Genomic DNA, 15825 nt, shown 5'->3' with positions numbered 1-15825 from the left:
TCAGTTCCGCTGGGCGTAGGAGGCCATGTTCTCAGGCGTGACCAGTTCGAACGGAACCATGACCTGCTGTTCGACCTGTTCGCCGCGCGCCAGGGCCACCGCCGCGTCGATGGCGCTGCCCGCCTGGCCGGTGGCGTTCTGGAACACGGTCACGTCCAGATCGCCCGCCCCCATCGCGGCAAGCCCGTCCTGGGTCGCGTCGATGCCGACCACCACCACGTCGTCCATGTCCGCGCCCGCCGATTTCAACGCCTGGATGGCGCCGATGGCCATTTCGTCGTTGTTGGCGAAGATCGCGTCGATGGGCTGGCCCGCCGTGATCCAGTTGGTCGTCAGGTCCAGCGCCATGTTGCGCGCCCAGCCTGCGGGCTGTTCATCGACCACGCTGGCCCCGCTGCAATCGCCTGCGGCAAGCGCCTCCTTGACGGCGGCGGTGCGGGCGCGGGCGGCGTCGTGGACCAGATCGCCCATCAGGATATAGACCTGCGCGTCCCCCGCCTTGCCGGCGGCCGACAGCAGCTTGCAGGCCGCCTCGCCACCCAGCCGGCCCGAATCCGTTTCGCGCGATCCGACATAGGCCTGGCTGTCCGGCAGCTGGGCCAGGTTCGCGGGCTCCAGGTTCAGATAGACCAGCGGGATGCCCGCGCCTTCGGCGGCCGCCGTGATCGCGGGCGCCGAGGACGTGTCGGCCAGCGTCAGCACGATGGCGTCCACGCCGGTGGCGATGAAGTTGTTGACCTGGTTCAGCTGCCTGGCCACGTCGCCCTGGGCATCCTCGACCTGCAAGGTGACGCCGCCGATCTCGGCCGCGCGGGCTTCCAGGCCCAGGCGGAGCAGGGTCTGGAAGTTGTTGTCGAAGCTTTGCATGGACACGCCGATGTTTTCGGCACGGGCATGACCCGCGATCAGGGATGCGGCTGCCGCCGCGGCGAAGAACAGTTTCATGGTCATCCTCCCGAATGGTGCCGGCTCACCTGGTTGTTCCGCCGGGGGCGCCTTGGCCCGTTTCCGCGCGGGCCTTAAAGGGCCACGCGCACCTCTCCGTCCACGACCTGCGCGGGATAGGTTCTCAGGTTCTCGCAGGCGGGCAGGCGCAGGGCCTCTCCGGTGCGGTAATCGAAGGCGCCGGAATGCTTGGGGCATTCGATCTCGAAATCCATGACCAGCCCGTCGGCCAGGTGCACCGCCTCGTGGGTGCAAAGGCCCGCGGTGCACCAGACGCTGTCGTCGGGGGCGCGGTAGATCGCATAGCTGCGGCCATTGTGGTCGAAGCGGGTCGCGCCTTCCTGTTCGATGTCGTCCAGGTTGCAGGCGGTGATCCAGGTCTTGAGGTCGCTCATTTCGTGGCTCCTTTGGCGGTTGCTTCCTTTGCTTCCAGGCGGGCCTTGCGGGCGGCCAGCCGTTCCTTGCGCTTGCGATAGCGTTCCTGCATCCGCGCCTCGGCCTCGGGCGATCCGTCGTGCCAGGTGCCGAACCACTTGTCCAAGGGGATGGTGGCGTCGCCGTAGTTCACCTCGAAATACTTGTGGTGCAGGTAGTGGGCATAGGCATGGCTATCGACCAGCCGGTCGGCGCCCACCTCGATCTTGTCGAAGCCGACATGGCCGGGGATCGCGCCGAAGCCCGCGACATGCAGCTGATACAGCATGATCACCGGGTTCGACGGCAGGATCAGGTGATAGAAGGCCGAGCCGAAATACAGCAGATGCTCGATCGGGTGCATGGACAGCGACGACCAGGGCGAGGGATTGACCGAGTTGTGGTGGACCGAATGCACCCACTTGTAGAGAAACGGCGTGTGGATCAGCCGGTGGACGCAGAAGAAGTGGAATTCGTGGATGATCGGCACGACCAGGGCGATCCCCGCCAGCACCCACGGGTTCTCGGCGAAGGACAGCCAGGGCGCATACCCGTTGGCATAGGCCCAGAGCATCACCACCTCGACCCCGGTCCAGATCGTCACGCCGGACAGGAAGGTGCGCAGGATGTTGTCGATGTTCTGGCTTTCGAACCAGAAGGCCTTGCTGCGCTGTTCCGAGGGAAACTTGCCGTTGTACTTGAAGCGGTTCTCCTGCCGCCGCAGGACATACAGGTGCAGCTCGAACGCGCCGTAGAACAGGAACACGGCAAGCGCGTTGACCGCGTAAAGCCAGGCCACCCAGCCAAGACCGATGGCCTGCATTGTTTCGACCGGCGGCACGATCCAGGCCCAGTAGGCCACGGCCGACACGGCGAAGATGGCGTTCCAGGGAAGGAAATAGTGCGGCAGCCATGCCAGCAGCGCCCGCAGACGCGGCGGGAACTGGAACAGCGGGGCATAGGCGATGGGGCCGTCCGGCGCCCAGTCCCCCCGCTTGTTGCGCTTGCCGAATTGCAGGTCGTCCATGGCGCTTGTCCTTTGGCGATGGGTCTTGAGCCGGGAATACCAGCATCGGCCAGCCCAAGGCGAAACCTGTCTTGATCAGATTTGATCAGAGGCTTTCGGCGGTGATCGTGGTGAAGCGGATCGGCGCCAGGTCGGGGTCGATCCGGGTCAGCCCGATCCGGCGCAGCGCCAGATCCAGGGCGCGGCGGGCCTGTGCCTCGGGCGCCTGGTCCAGCACGATGTCCATCAGCCCTTCGCGCAGGGCGGCGGCGGTGTAATCGGTCAGTTCGTGGCCGATGAAGAACAGCGCGCGGCGCGGCTGCTCGCGGCGCAGCAGGTCGATCAGCGCGGCGTTGGTGCCGCCCGCGTTGTAGATGCCACCCAGGTCGGGCCTGTCGCGCAAGGCCCGGAACAGCAGGTCGGCGCTGCGGTCGGGATCGTCCATGCTGAAGCCCAGCCAGTCGAAGCGTGCCTCGGCCCCATGCTCCGCGACATAGTCGGAAAACCCGCCAATACGGTCCCGATGCACCTGGTAGATAGGATGGGCCAGCGCGATGATGGGTCCCCTGCCCCGCGCCATGCGCGACATGAACATCGCCGCCGTTCGCCCCGCGGCATAGTTGTCGATGCCGACGTGATCGCCCTCATGGCCGGACACGCGCGTGACGATGCTGATCACCGGCAAGCCCGAGGGGACGACATGGGCCACTGCATCGCGGATCAGCGGGTGGTCGGGCACCGCCAGGATCAGCGCCGCGCGCCGCGATCCCGGCTGTGCGATGCGACGGGCGATCTCTGCGGGGTTCATTTCCTCGATGAAGGTGCGCTGCACCACCACCAGCGGCGTCAGCGTGGCAGCAATCCTTTCGAAGGATCGTGACAGGCGACGGAAGAACGTGGAGTGCGGCTGCACCAGCAGCACCTCGATCCGCATCAGGCCGCGATGGGTTTCGGGCAGAAGGCGGGGATAGTCCAGGGCGCGCACCGCCAGAAGAACCTTCTCGGCCGCCTCGGGGCTGACCCCGCCGCGACCGTTCAGGACACGCTCGACCGTGGCGGTGCCGACGCCCGCGCGGGCGGCGATGTCCCTGAAGGTGGGTTTGCGCATGATGCCCTACGCCCGATGACGGCCCAGGGTGTCGGAGCCGCGGCGGTCTTGCAAGACGGATTCAGGCACGGACGCCACGGCGCGCAGGCAACGGGACGGCTGCCGGTTGCAGCCGTTGGCCGATCAGCGCGACCGATTGCCCGCCCTGCAATGCGGGCATCGCGATGTCGCGCGGGATCGTCAGGCCGCGGCAGGTCGGCGGAAACCCGTTCAAGGGCCCACCCCAACCGTTTCCGCGCGGCACGTGTTTCCGATCCTCGCGAACGACCGTTCCTGCCGCATCGGCGCGGGGCCGGACAGACGCCGTCCGGCGGTCCGTCCATTCCTGCGGAACATTGTGCTGCCGCGCCGGTTGGTAGGGGATTGCACGACCGCAGTCGGCCGGATCCGGGGTGCAGCCGGAGGGACGCTCTTGCGGCCTGCCTGTCGAGGTCGTTTCGGGAAAGGAAGTCATGCGCCCCGTTGTTCTTGCAAGCTTGTTCGTTGCGGCCCTGACCACGTTGCCGGCCCACGCCCAGGACTGTCCCCCGGCGGTCCCGTTCGGACCCGGGGACCGGCTCGCCGACCTGTCGGCACGATGCGGCGTCGAGGCGGGCGCGATCCTTCGCGCCAACGATGCCGCCGACGAGACCGCACTGCGTCAGAGAGGCGCCGTGGCGATCCCGCAGGCTTCGGCCACCGATCCCGGTTTTCTGGAACGGGCGCGCGACGCGGCCGAGCAGACGGCCGAGCGTGCCGAAGGAGCGGCCACCCGGGCAGGCGAGGCCGCGGCGGATTTTCTGTCCGAGAACGATCTCGGACGCGATCTGCTGGGGTTGGGACGGTCGGCAGGCCTTCTTGCCGCGGATGATGCGGGTGCCGAACAGGCGCAGCTTAGCGCCGTGGCGCGCGGCACGGACCGCGTCCGCATCGCCGCCACGGGACTGCCCGGCGGCCAGGCCGTGACGATCGCCTTGGTGACGGGGAATGCCACGACGCCTTTGCGCGACATGACGGCAGCGGCCGACGGCACCCTTCTGGCCACGATCCCCGTGCCCGAAGCCGGGCCGGAAGGCGACATGGTTTTCGCGCTGGAAGCCGATGGCCGCCGCCTGGCGACGGCCACCCTGGAGCGGCCTTAAGGCTGCGGAAGGCGGGCGCTGACGGGCAGCTGCCGTCCTTGGCATGAACGGGCGGGACCGGCTCTCGCGATCCGCCGGAACCGCCCGGACGGACAATCCGGCGCAGCCGTTTCTACCTAGGGACGCCCGCTGGCGAAGGGCGGATGGCGCGGCATGTCGAACTGCCATGCAGGGAAACCGCGCCTCGTCGCACGGTTCCGGCTATGCCGGGACTTGGGGCGCGGATCGTTTCCGAACTACCCGCGCGTGGCGAACACGACGCTGAGCGAGCCGTCGCTTTCGAGGATCAGCGCCTCGACCTCGCTCACGTCCCGCCCGCCGCTGTCGCGTACGGCGCTCATCGCCTCGTCCCGGGTGATCCGTTCGCGCCGCATGGCCTTGTCGCAGAACCGCCCGGACCGGATCAGAAGGGTCGGCTCGGACCGGACGGCCTTGGCGAACGCCGTCCAGCGGACCGAGGTGAAAGCCACAAGAAACTGCATGGCGATCAGAAGGCCCAGGGCGGCCACGCCTTCGGCAAGGGCGATCGATTCCTGAAGCAGAATGGCCGAAAGCGTCGATCCAAGGGCAACCGTGACAACCAGATCAAAGGCATTGAGCTTGGCCAGCGTGCGCTTGCCCGAGATGCGCAGAAACACGATCAGCGTCGCATAGGCCAGAACGCCGACCATCAGCGTCCGCACGATCCCTTCCCAGTCCTGAAAAAGCATGTTCTTCCAGTTCAAGGCGAAACCTTTCGTCATGCGTTCCCGGCGGCAGGTGTTCTGGCGCGGCGGATGCCGGACCGGCATCCGCCGGAACGGCGTCCATGATCATTCCGGCAGGCGATAGGCGATGATGTAGTCGCCGATGGGGGTTTCCATGAAATGATGCCCTGTCGCGGCGATCAGGACATATTGCCGCCCGTCCACCTCGTAGGAGATCGGGTTGGCCTGCCCGCCTGCCGGCAGCACGTCCTGCCAGACCGTTTCGCCCGTCTCGATGTCGATGGCGCGGAACAGGTTGTCGGTCGCGGCAGCGATGAAGACCAGCCCGCCCGCCGTCACGACCGAACCGCCGTTGTTGGGCGTGCCGATCTTGATGGGCAGCATGGAGGGAATGCCGAAGGGACCGTTGCGCCGCGCCGTGCCGATGGGCGTGTCCCACAGCGTCTCTCCGGTGTTCAGGTCGATGGCGCGGATCCCCCCGTAAGGCGGGCGCGTGCAGGGCACGCCCGTCACGTCATTGCGCCAGCCCGCGTTCACGTCGATGGCATAAGGGGCACCCGCCTGCGGATCGCCCGCGCCCTCGGCGCCACCCACATCCGCGTTCTCGCCCCCCTCGCCGCCCGGCGGGAGTTCGTTGATCGGGCGCAGGCCCCTTTCGTCAGCCTCCTCGCGCGGGATCAGCCGGTTGTAGTTCGGAACGTCGTTGTAGTTGGCGACAATGATCCCGCGCCGCGTGTCGACCGCCACCGAACCCCAGTCCGACCCGCCGTTATAGCCGGGATACTGGATCCACCTCCGGTCGGCCGAGGGCGGCGTGTAGAAGCCCACGTAATGGGCGCGGCGGAACTGGATGCGGCACCACAACTGGTCGATGGGGGTAAAGCCCCACATGTCCTTTTCGACCAGGTTGTCCTTGCGCAGCGTGTGCCATTCCGACGTGGGCTGCGTGGGCGACAGGAAGTCCGGCTCGACGCTGCCGGTGTCGGGGGCCGCGATCTCGCCCACGGAGGTCAGGGGCTCGCCCGTGGCGCGGTCGAGGATGTAGATGTCGCCCTGCTTGGAGGGCAGCAGGATCGCCGGTGTGGTCTGTCCCTCGCCGGTCGGGAAATCCAGAAGCGTCGCCTGGCTGCCCAGGTCATAGTCCCAGACATCCTTGCGGACCGTCTGGAAGCTCCAGCGCGGCTCGCCCGTCAGCGCGTCAAGCGCCACAAGCGAGGTCGCCCACTGGTTCTCGAGGTCCGAGCGGTTCGAGCCGTAGTAATCGACCGAGGAATTGCCCATCGGCAGATAGACCAGGCCCAGGTCCTCGTCGGCGGTGGCGGTGGTCCACATGTTGGGCGTGCCGCGGGTATAGGTCTCGCCCGCGGGGGGCTGGCCGTATTCGCCCGGCCTGCCCAGGTCCCACGCCCAGAGGAAGGCGCCCGTGACCGCGTCATAGCCGCGGATGACCCCGGACGGCGCATCCTCGGCCTGGCCGTCCTTGACCTGCGCGCCGGTCACGACAACGCCCCGCACGATGGTGGGGGGAGCGGTGACCGCATACCAGCCGGGCACCTTCTCGCCGATGCCTTCCCACAGGTCCACCTGCCCATTCTGACCGAAATCCCCGCAAGGCTGGCCGGTGCGCAGATCCACCGCGATCAGGCGCGCGTCGATGGTGCCCTCGATCACGCGGGTCTTGCACTGCGCATCGTCGGGCAGTTCCGGCGCGGTATAAACCGAAACGCCCCGGCAGGACGCGGAATAAGGGATGGCGTCGTTGCTGACCTGCGGGTCGAAGCGCCAGTTCTCCTCGCCGGTGGCCGCGTCGATCGAGATCAGGATGTTCTTGGCCGAGCACATGACCAGTTGCCCGCCGATCTTCAGCGGCGTGGTTTCGGCGGCGTATTTCCCTTCGGCGCTGCCGGTCGGCATGTCGCCTGTGCGGTAAACGAAGGCGCGTTCCAGGCGGTCCACATTGTCGCGGGTGATCTGGTCCAGGGGCGTGAATCGCGTGGCCTGCGCGTCGCCGCCCCAGAAGGGCCAGTCGGCGCCGATCTCCGGCTGGGGCCGGGGGGCGCGGTCGGCCTGGTTCGGGGCCGCGGCATCAGGGGCCGGGGCGGGATCGGCCGCGGGCGCTGCGGGGGATTGCGAAAAGGCGGGCAAGGCCGCCGATGCCGTCAGGATGGCGATGGCCGAGGCGGAAATCAGGGGATTTTGCATGGCGATGTCTCAGCGGCTGCGGCGGGTGCTGACGGCGGGAACGACCAGAACGATCAGAACCAGAACAAGGGTCGGGGCGACCAGGCGGGGAACCTGCGCCCACCAGTCGGTGCCCACCTCCCAGAAGGCCCAGGCCACCGTGGCCAGCCAGACCAGCCCGTAAACCGGCAGCGCGTCGCTGCTGCCGGTCGCCAGAAGCCAGGCCGTCGTCAGAAGCCCGGCCCCCGCCAGAGCGTAATACCAACTGCCGCCAAGCAGGATCAGCCACACACCGCCCGCGAACAGCGTCAGCCCGAACAGCGCCAGCACGGCGGCTAGAACGGCTGCGAAGATCCACCAGCCGTCTCGGCGCAGGGGGTCCGGCCCGCGCGAACGCAGGGAAGCGGTACGAAGATTGGCCATGATCGCTCCTTCCGGTTGTGGGGCCGTGGTCCGGCGACGTGCCGGTGACTGGGGAACCAACCCCGAGGCTCCGCAGGTGTTCCATCCGATATGACGGGACGCGGCCACCGCCGCCCGCGGCGGTTCTCGGAATGCCGGCGGCATTAGCCGGACCCGCGGCGGTGATCGGAAACCCTCGGCCGGCACATCCTCCCGCAAGGCTCGCCGCGCCGGAAACCGCCCCGCGATTTGTGCTTCTCGCTTCTGTCCGGTAACGTGAAGGTTATCGCCATCCCATCACGGAAAACCTTCAACGCCGACCTTCCCCCTCCGATCGAAACCTTGCAACCCGACTTCAGCAAAAAGGATTGGTCTTTGACCCAGAACCCCGACGTTCCGCTTGATCCTGAATCGCCCGACGCGATTCCCGCGCCCCAGGGCGCGACCCAGATCATCCAGACCGACTACGAGATCGGGCAGGACAACATCAATTATCGCCGCCGCTTCGTGTTCGAACTGGACATTCACAACGTCGTCTTCAGCGTCTCGGCGATCGGCGTGGTCGCCTTTACCCTGCTGACGCTGATGTTCCAGAACACGCTTGACCCGATCTTCGTCGGGCTGCGGGATCTGCTGACGGCAAGCCTTGACTGGTTCTTCATCAGCGCGGCGAACGTCTTCGTGCTGCTGTGCCTGGCCCTGGTCGTGCTGCCCCTGGGCCGCATCAGGCTGGGCGGACCCCAGGCCAAGCCCGACTACAGCTATGCGTCCTGGTTCTCGATGCTGTTCGCGGCGGGCATGGGCATCGGGCTGATGTTCTATGGCGTGGCCGAACCCCTGGGCAACTTCACCGCCGCCTTCGACGGCCCCGTTGTCGGGCCGGACGGGCTGCGGACCGACTGGGCGCCGCTGCAAGGCGCGCCCGGCGATGCCGAGGGCGCGCGGCGCCTTGCCATGGCCGCAACGATCTTCCACTGGGCGCTGCACCCCTGGGCGATCTATGCCATTGTCGCCCTGTCGCTGGCGCTGTTCGCCTTCAACAAGGGCCTGCCGATGACCCTGCGGTCGATCTTCTACCCGATCTTCGGCGAGCGGGTCTGGGGCTGGCCGGGCCACCTGATCGACATCATGGCCGTTTTCGCCACCATCTTCGGGCTGTCGACCTCGCTGGGCTTTGGCGCGCAGCAGGCCAGCGCCGGGCTGCATTTCCTGTTCGGGCTGCCCGCAAACACCGGCGCCATGATCTTCCTGATCATCATCATCACCGGGATCGCCATCGCCTCGGTCGTGGCCGGGATGGAAAAGGGCGTCAAGCTTCTGTCCGAGATCAACATGGGCCTGGCCATCCTGCTGCTGGTGTTCATCATCGCCGTGGGTCCGACGATGCAGATCGCCACGGGCTTTTTCAGGAACCTGCTGGCCTATGGCGAATACCTGCCCGCGCTATCAAATCCCTTTGGACGCGACGACGACAACTTCCGCCAGGGCTGGACGGCCTTCTACTGGGCCTGGTGGATCAGCTGGTCGCCCTTTGTGGGCATGTTCATCGCCCGCGTCAGCCGCGGTCGCACCGTGCGCGAGTTCCTGGTCGCGGTTCTGCTGATCCCGTCCCTTGTCTCGACGCTGTGGATGACGGCGCTTGGCGGCACGGCGATCAGCCAGGTGGTGAACCAGGGGCTCAGCTCGGTTCAGGAGGCCGCGCTGGAACTGCAACTGTTCGAGATGCTGTCCCATCTGCCGCTGACAACGGTGACCTCGCTGATCGGGATCGTGCTGGTGATCGTGTTCTTCGTCACCTCGTCGGATTCCGGCTCTCTGGTGATCGACACGATCAGCGCGGGCGGCAAGATCAACGCCCCGGTCCCGCAGCGCGTCTTCTGGGCGACGTTCGAGGGCCTGGTCGCCATCGCGCTGCTGCTGGGCGGGGGCCTTGCGGCCCTTCAGGCCATGGCCGTCTCGACCGGGTTCCCCTTCGCCATCGTGCTGCTGGGCGCCTGTTTCGCGCTGGTCAAGGGCCTTCAGGCCGAACCCCGCTAGAACGGCCTCGGGACAAGGCCGCCCCCCCCCGCATGGGGGGCGGCCAGAACGACTGTCGCGAACCGCGGCACGCGGGTGGCAGGGCCGCCCGCGACCGGGGCGAGGGGGCGAGCCGCGTCGTCCCCTTACCCCTTACACCTTTCCCGCGTCGCCCGCATACCGATCGACGGCGCCCGCCATCTGCAACATAAGCCTGTCCATCGAGATCGCATCGTCACCGTAAGGATAGAAGTCGGACTTGTCGCCCGCCTGCCACTTTCCGCGCAGGTCGGGCCGCGTGATGTCCCAATCGCGATAGGTCCGCTGCCCCAGATCGCGCAGGTCGGCATGAAGCTCGGCCATCGAGGGGCGGCCCCAGTAGTAATAACCGTTGTAGACCCGGAAGACCTCGAGCCCGCGGCCCAGGACGATGGTGTGCGGGATCATCACGTCATGCGAGGTGTCGGTGTATTCCTTGATGTCCAGATCCTTCTGAACGGCCCGCTCCTCGTCGTAAAGGAACGGCCAGGGCGCCGAGGTCTGCTGGCGATAGTTGTTGGTCGTGTGCCAATCGTCGGTGGTGATAGTGACCAGTTGGGTATAGCCCACCACGAACTGCGGATGAAACCGCACCAGCTCCAGCATGTGCTGGCGATCCTTGGGGCAGAAGAAGCCGCGGGTCAGAACCACGATCATCAGCTGGTCGCCTTGCAGGTCCGACAGGCGCCGACGGGCCTTGGTGTGGTCCGGCAGGACATAGTCGGGAAACCTTGCTCCCGGAACGACATCTGGTCTCATGGCGGCCTCCTTTGCTCGGGTGCGAGCCTTTCCAACCGTCCCACGGGTCAATCGTTCCCGCCCGGCCATGGGACACTGCGAAGGGCGTGCCCCTGGCCGTGCAGGGACAGCGCCGGACCAGGCAGGCCGACGGCGCGCCCCGGGCGCGACGGGTTGGCGGACGAAGGGCCGCCCCGCATCGCCCCCTCGCCGCCCGGGAACGCTGCGTCAGCGCAGGTCGGTCAGGGCGTCGCGGCAGGCCTGTGCGCATGCCGCGCAGGCCTCGGCGCAGAGACGGCAATGCTCGTGCATGTCGGCATGTTTCTGGCATTCCTGCCCGCAGGCCTCGCAAGCGGCGGCGCAGGCTTCGACAACCGCGCGGATCACCGCCACGTTCGCGCCGGTGCGCCGGGTGGCGATCGAGCCTGCGGCGGCGCAGATGTCGGCGCAATCCAGGTTGAGGCGGATGCACTGGCGCAGCTGCTCGACCATATCCTCGGCCAGACAGGCATCGGCGCAAGAGGTGCAGGTCTGGGCGCAGGCGTAGCAGGCTTCGATGCAGCGCAGCAGCCGGTCGGCGGTGCCGCCCTGGACATGGGGATGGGTTGCGATCATCTGGCGGACGTTCATGCCGGTCTCCTTTTGACGACTTGTGGGCGGATGACTGATGGGCGGAGGCGCCAAGGGTCCAACATCCGGGCCGGCAGGATGTTCCCGGACTGCCCCGCGGATGCCGGCAATGTCAGGCACGGCCATGCCGTTCCGAAGGCGGGCGTCCGTGATCGTCCGACATCCGCTTTCATGCCGGCGTTGGAACCACTGCCCTGTGCCCGAGTTGCCGAAAAGGCTGACGCGGCGCCCGCATGGCCGCCACCGCGAGAGGAACCTATGAGCGACAACAAGCCCGCCGGGACCGAGACCGCCCGGCAGCGGGAGAACACGCCCCCTTGTGCCGACGCCGCCGGAGGATGGGGCTCGCGCAGGGGCGTCGGGCGCATTCTGGACGGCCAGAGGCCATCGAGGGGCGCGATCCGAACGCCGGTGCGGCGGAGCAAGACCGGCAGTCACATGTGTCTTTGTCGCGCCCCGACCAGTCCCGCGCATCCCCACCCGTTTGCGCTTGGCCAGAACGGCGCAAAGGCGACCGTCCGGGGTCCGACCCGCGACTGCCGCGGCTCGGATTTTTTCCTCCGGCACATCCTGATGCGGCAGCGCCGACTGCCGGACCACAATCTGGAAAAGACCGGCCTTGTGACCTATTCCCTGCCCCACGACGCGGCCTGCGGCCGGTATGTCGCAATCACATGGGAGCAGGCTTTCCATGGCATCGGGGCGCGGCTCCGGGCGCTGGATTCCCGAGCCACGGTTTTCTACGCCTGGTGGCGCGCCAGTCTCGAGGCGTCGTGTCTTTATGCGCTGTACGCGCGGCTTTGCGGCCGCAGCACCCTGTCCGGCAGGTCCGGCATGTGCCGCGCGGCCCTGGCGGGCCTCTGCAAGCGCGTGATCGAACGGGACGAGCGCGCCGGCGGGACAATCATCGACCGCGCCTTGGCGGACAGCCAGACCATCGGCGTCGGGAATTTCGCCGCCGCGATCAAGCAGATCCGATGGGGCGGGATCGAGCGTGTCTCGGGCCTGCGGCGCGCGGATCTGGAAACGGCGGGCGACATGTGCCGCGGGGCCGAAAGAACCATCGGCGTCTACATGATGGGGCTAACCCGGCACGTCAGGGGGTGGCTGAACCTGAAAATGTATGTGAACCTGCTGCTGCTGCGCGGCAACACCGGGCGGCAAGGGGCAGGCATCTTCCCGGAGCGGGGCCATTCCAACATGCAGGGGAAACGCATCGTGGGCATTACCGAACAGCCGAAGCCGGTCCCGAACGGAATGCTGCGCAAGCTGTTCGGGTTCGATCCGCCGGTGGAGGAGGGGCGCAACACCGCCGCCCCGGTCCGGGGGCTTCTGGACGTGTCAGTCAAGGGCGTCGCCTCGCTGGGCGGCAACGCGGCCCGCGCGATCCCGGACGGCGACAGGGTGCAACCCTGCTGGGGGAAGCCGGACCTGAACATGGGGGTGGCCATCAAGCCGAACCGCCCGCATCTGTTTCCGGGCGGGCACAGCTGGCAGCCGCCCCGCCCGGTGCGGACCGGGAAGGGGCGGCAGGCGGACGGGCCGCAGGCGGTTACGACGAAAGACCGCCCCGGCATGATCCACGCATCCCTGGGCAAGCGCAAACCGGCCTCGCCGCGCCTGAAATCGGAAATTGCCATGACCATGGACTTCGCCGAGGCGGCGCTTGGCGCGGGCGACCGGACGACAAGGGTCACGCCGCTGCCGAACCACCGGTTCAACACCACGATCCATGGGATCTCGGACCGGCTGCGGGGGCTGACCGGGCGCGACACCGTGCTGATCAACCCCGAGAACAAGGCGCGCCAGGGCCAGACGGAAGGGCAGGCGGTCACGCTGGAATGCGCGATCGACGATCGCCGCGAACGGACGGCCGGCGGCCCCCGAGTGGTCGGCTGTGACCGGCCGGACAACCGCGCCGGAGCCCCCTACCCCGAGGCGAACCCGCCGGTGCCCATGCGATACCGCGACGAGCTGTCCCATACTCCGGCCCGCAAGGGTCTCCTCCTCCGTGTCCGGCCCGCCGGGGCCGCTGCCGAAGCAAGGGGCGCCGCATGATTCCCGGCGCCTTTCTGATCGCGGGTGGCCTGGCGGGGCTTTACTGCGGCCCCGCGCCGGATCCCGGCGCGATCTGGACCCGCTGGAACCTCGACCCGCTGCTGCTGGCCGCGCTTGCGGCGCTGGCGCTGACGCTGGCCCGGTCGCGGGCGGGCGCGGCGGCGGTGGCGGTGCTGGCGGTGGCCTTCGTTTCGCCGCTTTGCGCGCTGTCGGCGGCGCTGTTTTCGGCGCGGGTGGTTCATCACCTGCTGCTGGTGGCGGTGGCCGCCCCGCTGATCGCGCTGGCCTGGCCCGCGCAGAGCCCGCGCGTGGCCACGCCCCTGCTGGTGCTGGCGACGGGGGTGCTGTGGGCCTGGCACCTGCCGCAGGCCTATGACGCGGCAATGGCGGACAAGGGCGTCTACTGGGTCATGCAGGCGACGCTGCTGGCATCCGCCACGGCTTTCTGGCGGGCGGTGCTGGCGCCCGGCCAGCCGGCGGGACAGGCGGGGCTGCTGATCCTGGGGGCCTACATGCAGATGGGGCTTCTGGGGGCGCTGCTGACCTTTGCGCCCGATCCGCTTTACGAAATCCACCGGCAGGCGCCGCTGGCCTGGGGGTTCACGGCCCTGGCCGACCAGCAGCTGGGCGGGATCATCATGTGGGTGCCGGCGGGCATTCCCTATGCCGCCCTGGGGGCGCTGGTGGCGCTGCGCGGCTGGCGGCAGCTGCAAGGGCGGCCCACGTGATCGCCTGGCTGGAACCGCTTGTCCCGCATCTGAAGGCGCTGCACATGATCGCGCTGGCGGTGTGGGTGGGGGGCCTGTTCGGCCTGCCGGTCATGCTGTCGCGCCACGATCCGGCCATTGGGCAGGCCGATTTCACCCGAATCCGCCTGGCGTCCCATGTCAGCTATGTCTGGATCGTCACGCCCGCCGCCGTGACCGCGATCGTCGCCGGAACCTGGCTGATCTTCCTGCGCGAAGTCTTTGTTCCCTGGATGTTCGCCAAGCTGGTCTTCGTGGCCCTGCTGATCGGCTTTCACGCCTGGATCGGCCATCACATCGTCAAGGTCGGGGAAACGGACGGACGCCACAAGACGCCGCGTCCGCTGGTGCCGCTGCTGATGCTGCTGGTGCCCGTTCTGGCCGTTCTGACCCTGGTCCTGCTGAAGCCCCCCTTCGAGGAGATTCCCGTGCCCGGCTGGCTGACCGAACCCCTCGACCGTCAGTTGCCGGTCTCGGAGGTGCCCAGATGATAGTCGAAGACCAGCCTGCCGCCATGCCAGCCCGTGGCCCCCACCATCACGACGCTGAAGCCCGACAGCAGGATGCCGTAAGGCAGCACCGCGTCCTCGTAGCCGTAAAGCCTGTAGCCCCAGTTGGCCCCCAGGATCGACAGCAGCACGACCGCGATCCCGGCATGGGTCCAGGCTGCGGCGCGCACCCGGATGCCCGGCACGAACAGCAGCTCCAGCGTCCCCGTGAACGCCGCCGCAACGCCGATCAGGAAGGCCATGCCCGCGGCCCACAGCGCCGCCCGTGCCCAGAACCCGTCGCCGGTCCACCAGTAGAACAGGTCGGCCCCGAAGGTGCAGAAGGTCAGCGCGACCGGAAAGGCCACGCTCATCGCGTGCAGCGGATGGCCCGCGATCGCGATGGTGGACGAGGTCTGGTAAAAGCCGGGCAGGTCGGCCACCGGATCCTCGAGAATGCCTTCCTTGTCCTTGCCGGGCGTGTCGTCGGTTTCGTGGTTGGCCATCGGCGTCCCTTTCCCAAGATGGTGATCGGGGGAACAACGCCGCTGATGCTGGCGGGTTGCGAGGAACGCCTGTCCGCCGTCCATCCGGCCGGACCCGCCGCCGACATCATCGCCACCCTGTGGTGGGTCATGCTGGGGGGCGCGGCGGCGATCCTGCTGCTGGTGGCGGTTTTGCTGATGCTGGCCTTCCGCCGGGGCGAGGAAGCGTCCGGCGAGGAAGCGTCCGGCGAGGGGGCGGACCGCCGGCGCGAGACGGTCTGGATCAAGGGCCTGGGCCTCGGCTTCACGATGACCGTGCTGGCCGCCCTGACCGTCTGGGGCCTGTGGATCGGAGAGCGGCTGCTGCCGCGCCCCGGTCCCGACGTGGTCGCGGTCGAGGCCGAGGGCCGGCAATGGGTCTGGCGCTTCACCTATCCCGACGCGCCCGGCCGCGTGACCGAGAACATGCTGCACATTCCCGCCCGCCGCCCGGTTGATGTCCGCATCACCAGCGCCGACGTGATCCACAGCTTCTGGGTGCCGCGGCTGGCGGGCAAGCTGGACGCGATCCCGGGGCACGTGAACGTCCTGCGCATCGAGGCGTGGGAGCCGGGCCGGTACGCGGGCGTCAGCGCCGAGTTCAGCGGCGCGGGATACCGCCGCCATCATTTCACCGTGGTCGCCCATGACGCGGCGGCCTGGGACGCCTTTCTGGCTGGGGAGACACCGTGACCGACAAAC

16 protein-coding genes are annotated in these 15825 nt (G+C 68.0%); 6 read left to right on the top strand and 10 right to left on the bottom strand.

Features of this window, described 5'->3' with window-relative positions:
• The 4 genes from ACFOM8_RS08265 to ACFOM8_RS08250 all read right to left on the bottom strand — a co-directional run bounded on the left by ACFOM8_RS08265 (window position 1) and on the right by ACFOM8_RS08250 (window position 3473).
• A complete protein-coding gene (locus ACFOM8_RS08265) occupies window positions 1–945 on the bottom strand; it encodes a substrate-binding domain-containing protein (protein ID WP_377760996.1) in 945 nt (314 codons plus the stop codon).
• A 74-nt stretch (window positions 946–1019) separates the two neighbouring features.
• The gene (locus tag ACFOM8_RS08260; RefSeq protein WP_377760995.1) at window positions 1020–1340 is read right to left on the bottom strand and encodes a MocE family 2Fe-2S type ferredoxin; all 321 of its coding nucleotides are present in this window, start codon (window positions 1338–1340) and stop codon (window positions 1020–1022) included.
• Entirely contained in the window at window positions 1337–2386 is a 1050-nt protein-coding gene (locus ACFOM8_RS08255; RefSeq protein ID WP_377760994.1) for a sterol desaturase family protein, read from the bottom strand. The genes ACFOM8_RS08260 and ACFOM8_RS08255 overlap by 4 nt, the downstream gene beginning before the upstream one ends.
• 85 nt (window positions 2387–2471) lie before the next feature.
• Entirely contained in the window at window positions 2472–3473 is a 1002-nt protein-coding gene (locus ACFOM8_RS08250) for a LacI family DNA-binding transcriptional regulator (RefSeq protein ID WP_377760993.1), read from the bottom strand.
• A gap of 452 nt (window positions 3474–3925) precedes the next feature.
• Between ACFOM8_RS08250 and ACFOM8_RS08245 the strand changes: the two genes are divergently transcribed.
• Entirely contained in the window at window positions 3926–4594 is a 669-nt protein-coding gene (locus ACFOM8_RS08245; protein WP_377760992.1) for a hypothetical protein, read from the top strand.
• A gap of 236 nt (window positions 4595–4830) precedes the next feature.
• Here ACFOM8_RS08245 and ACFOM8_RS08240 read toward each other — a convergent pair whose 3' ends face one another.
• The 3 genes from ACFOM8_RS08240 to ACFOM8_RS08230 form a co-directional block, all read right to left on the bottom strand.
• A complete protein-coding gene (locus ACFOM8_RS08240) occupies window positions 4831–5337 on the bottom strand; it encodes a DUF421 domain-containing protein (protein WP_377760991.1) in 507 nt (168 codons plus the stop codon).
• A gap of 69 nt (window positions 5338–5406) precedes the next feature.
• The gene (locus ACFOM8_RS08235; RefSeq protein ID WP_377760990.1) at window positions 5407–7503 is read right to left on the bottom strand and encodes a pyrroloquinoline quinone-dependent dehydrogenase; all 2097 of its coding nucleotides are present in this window, start codon (window positions 7501–7503) and stop codon (window positions 5407–5409) included.
• Between the two features lie 9 nt (window positions 7504–7512).
• On the bottom strand, window positions 7513–7905 hold the full coding sequence (locus ACFOM8_RS08230) for a glucose dehydrogenase (RefSeq protein WP_377760989.1): 393 nt from the start codon (window positions 7903–7905) through the stop codon (window positions 7513–7515).
• Window positions 7906–8259: 354 nt separating this feature from the next.
• On the opposite strand from ACFOM8_RS08230, the gene ACFOM8_RS08225 reads away from it, so the two are divergent.
• Entirely contained in the window at window positions 8260–9921 is a 1662-nt protein-coding gene (locus tag ACFOM8_RS08225) for a BCCT family transporter (protein ID WP_377760988.1), read from the top strand.
• Window positions 9922–10053: 132 nt separating this feature from the next.
• Here the strand turns inward: ACFOM8_RS08225 and ACFOM8_RS08220 are convergent, their stop codons facing one another.
• Together ACFOM8_RS08220 and ACFOM8_RS08215 are read right to left on the bottom strand one after the other, a co-directional pair.
• On the bottom strand, window positions 10054–10698 hold the full coding sequence (locus ACFOM8_RS08220) for a redoxin domain-containing protein (RefSeq protein WP_377760987.1): 645 nt from the start codon (window positions 10696–10698) through the stop codon (window positions 10054–10056).
• A gap of 207 nt (window positions 10699–10905) precedes the next feature.
• Window positions 10906–11307, bottom strand: coding sequence for a four-helix bundle copper-binding protein (locus tag ACFOM8_RS08215; RefSeq protein ID WP_377760986.1), 402 nt, complete (start codon window positions 11305–11307; stop codon window positions 10906–10908).
• A 573-nt stretch (window positions 11308–11880) separates the two neighbouring features.
• Between ACFOM8_RS08215 and ACFOM8_RS08210 the strand changes: the two genes are divergently transcribed.
• From ACFOM8_RS08210 to ACFOM8_RS08200, 3 genes are read left to right on the top strand one after another with little or no spacing between them, the layout of a single operon-like run.
• Window positions 11881–13365 (top strand): hypothetical protein, encoded by a 1485-nt coding sequence (locus tag ACFOM8_RS08210; protein ID WP_377760985.1) that lies wholly within the window; start codon window positions 11881–11883, stop codon window positions 13363–13365.
• Entirely contained in the window at window positions 13362–14093 is a 732-nt protein-coding gene (locus ACFOM8_RS08205; RefSeq protein WP_377760984.1) for a cytochrome c oxidase assembly protein, read from the top strand. The genes ACFOM8_RS08210 and ACFOM8_RS08205 overlap by 4 nt, the downstream gene beginning before the upstream one ends.
• Window positions 14090–14602 (top strand): CopD family protein, encoded by a 513-nt coding sequence (locus tag ACFOM8_RS08200; RefSeq protein WP_377760983.1) that lies wholly within the window; start codon window positions 14090–14092, stop codon window positions 14600–14602. The genes ACFOM8_RS08205 and ACFOM8_RS08200 overlap by 4 nt, the downstream gene beginning before the upstream one ends.
• Here ACFOM8_RS08200 and ACFOM8_RS08195 read toward each other — a convergent pair.
• Window positions 14572–15105: a DUF2231 domain-containing protein gene (locus ACFOM8_RS08195; protein ID WP_377760982.1), complete on the bottom strand. Its 534-nt coding sequence runs from the start codon at window positions 15103–15105 to the stop codon at window positions 14572–14574. The two genes, ACFOM8_RS08200 and ACFOM8_RS08195, sit on opposite strands and share 31 nt — an antisense overlap.
• Here ACFOM8_RS08195 and ACFOM8_RS08190 point away from each other — a divergent pair.
• Window positions 15094–15816 (top strand): cytochrome c oxidase subunit II, encoded by a 723-nt coding sequence (locus ACFOM8_RS08190; protein ID WP_377760981.1) that lies wholly within the window; start codon window positions 15094–15096, stop codon window positions 15814–15816. The genes ACFOM8_RS08195 and ACFOM8_RS08190 overlap by 12 nt on opposite strands.
• The last annotated feature ends 9 nt before the right edge of the window (window positions 15817–15825 follow it).

The organism is Paracoccus angustae (assembly GCF_042648745.1).
In the GTDB taxonomy this organism is placed as follows: Bacteria; Pseudomonadota; Alphaproteobacteria; order Rhodobacterales; family Rhodobacteraceae; genus Paracoccus; species Paracoccus angustae.
This window is presented reverse-complemented; position numbering and strand designations above follow the sequence as displayed.

What these genes read in the sequence shown, in the direction of transcription:
- ACFOM8_RS08265 (WP_377760996.1), bottom strand. Translation starts at nt 945, where the DNA reads ATGAAACTGTTCTTCGCCGCGGCGGCAGCCGCATCCCTGATCGCGGGT.
- ACFOM8_RS08260 (WP_377760995.1), bottom strand. Translation starts at nt 1,340, where the DNA reads ATGAGCGACCTCAAGACCTGGATCACCGCCTGCAACCTGGACGACATC.
- ACFOM8_RS08255 (WP_377760994.1), bottom strand. Translation starts at nt 2,386, where the DNA reads ATGGACGACCTGCAATTCGGCAAGCGCAACAAGCGGGGGGACTGGGCG.
- ACFOM8_RS08250 (WP_377760993.1), bottom strand. Translation starts at nt 3,473, where the DNA reads ATGCGCAAACCCACCTTCAGGGACATCGCCGCCCGCGCGGGCGTCGGC.
- ACFOM8_RS08245 (WP_377760992.1), top strand. Translation starts at nt 3,926, where the DNA reads ATGCGCCCCGTTGTTCTTGCAAGCTTGTTCGTTGCGGCCCTGACCACG.
- ACFOM8_RS08240 (WP_377760991.1), bottom strand. Translation starts at nt 5,337, where the DNA reads ATGACGAAAGGTTTCGCCTTGAACTGGAAGAACATGCTTTTTCAGGAC.
- ACFOM8_RS08235 (WP_377760990.1), bottom strand. Translation starts at nt 7,503, where the DNA reads ATGCAAAATCCCCTGATTTCCGCCTCGGCCATCGCCATCCTGACGGCA.
- ACFOM8_RS08230 (WP_377760989.1), bottom strand. Translation starts at nt 7,905, where the DNA reads ATGGCCAATCTTCGTACCGCTTCCCTGCGTTCGCGCGGGCCGGACCCC.
- ACFOM8_RS08220 (WP_377760987.1), bottom strand. Translation starts at nt 10,698, where the DNA reads ATGAGACCAGATGTCGTTCCGGGAGCAAGGTTTCCCGACTATGTCCTG.
- ACFOM8_RS08215 (WP_377760986.1), bottom strand. Translation starts at nt 11,307, where the DNA reads ATGAACGTCCGCCAGATGATCGCAACCCATCCCCATGTCCAGGGCGGC.
- ACFOM8_RS08210 (WP_377760985.1), top strand. Translation starts at nt 11,881, where the DNA reads ATGCGGCAGCGCCGACTGCCGGACCACAATCTGGAAAAGACCGGCCTT.
- ACFOM8_RS08205 (WP_377760984.1), top strand. Translation starts at nt 13,362, where the DNA reads ATGATTCCCGGCGCCTTTCTGATCGCGGGTGGCCTGGCGGGGCTTTAC.
- ACFOM8_RS08195 (WP_377760982.1), bottom strand. Translation starts at nt 15,105, where the DNA reads ATGGCCAACCACGAAACCGACGACACGCCCGGCAAGGACAAGGAAGGC.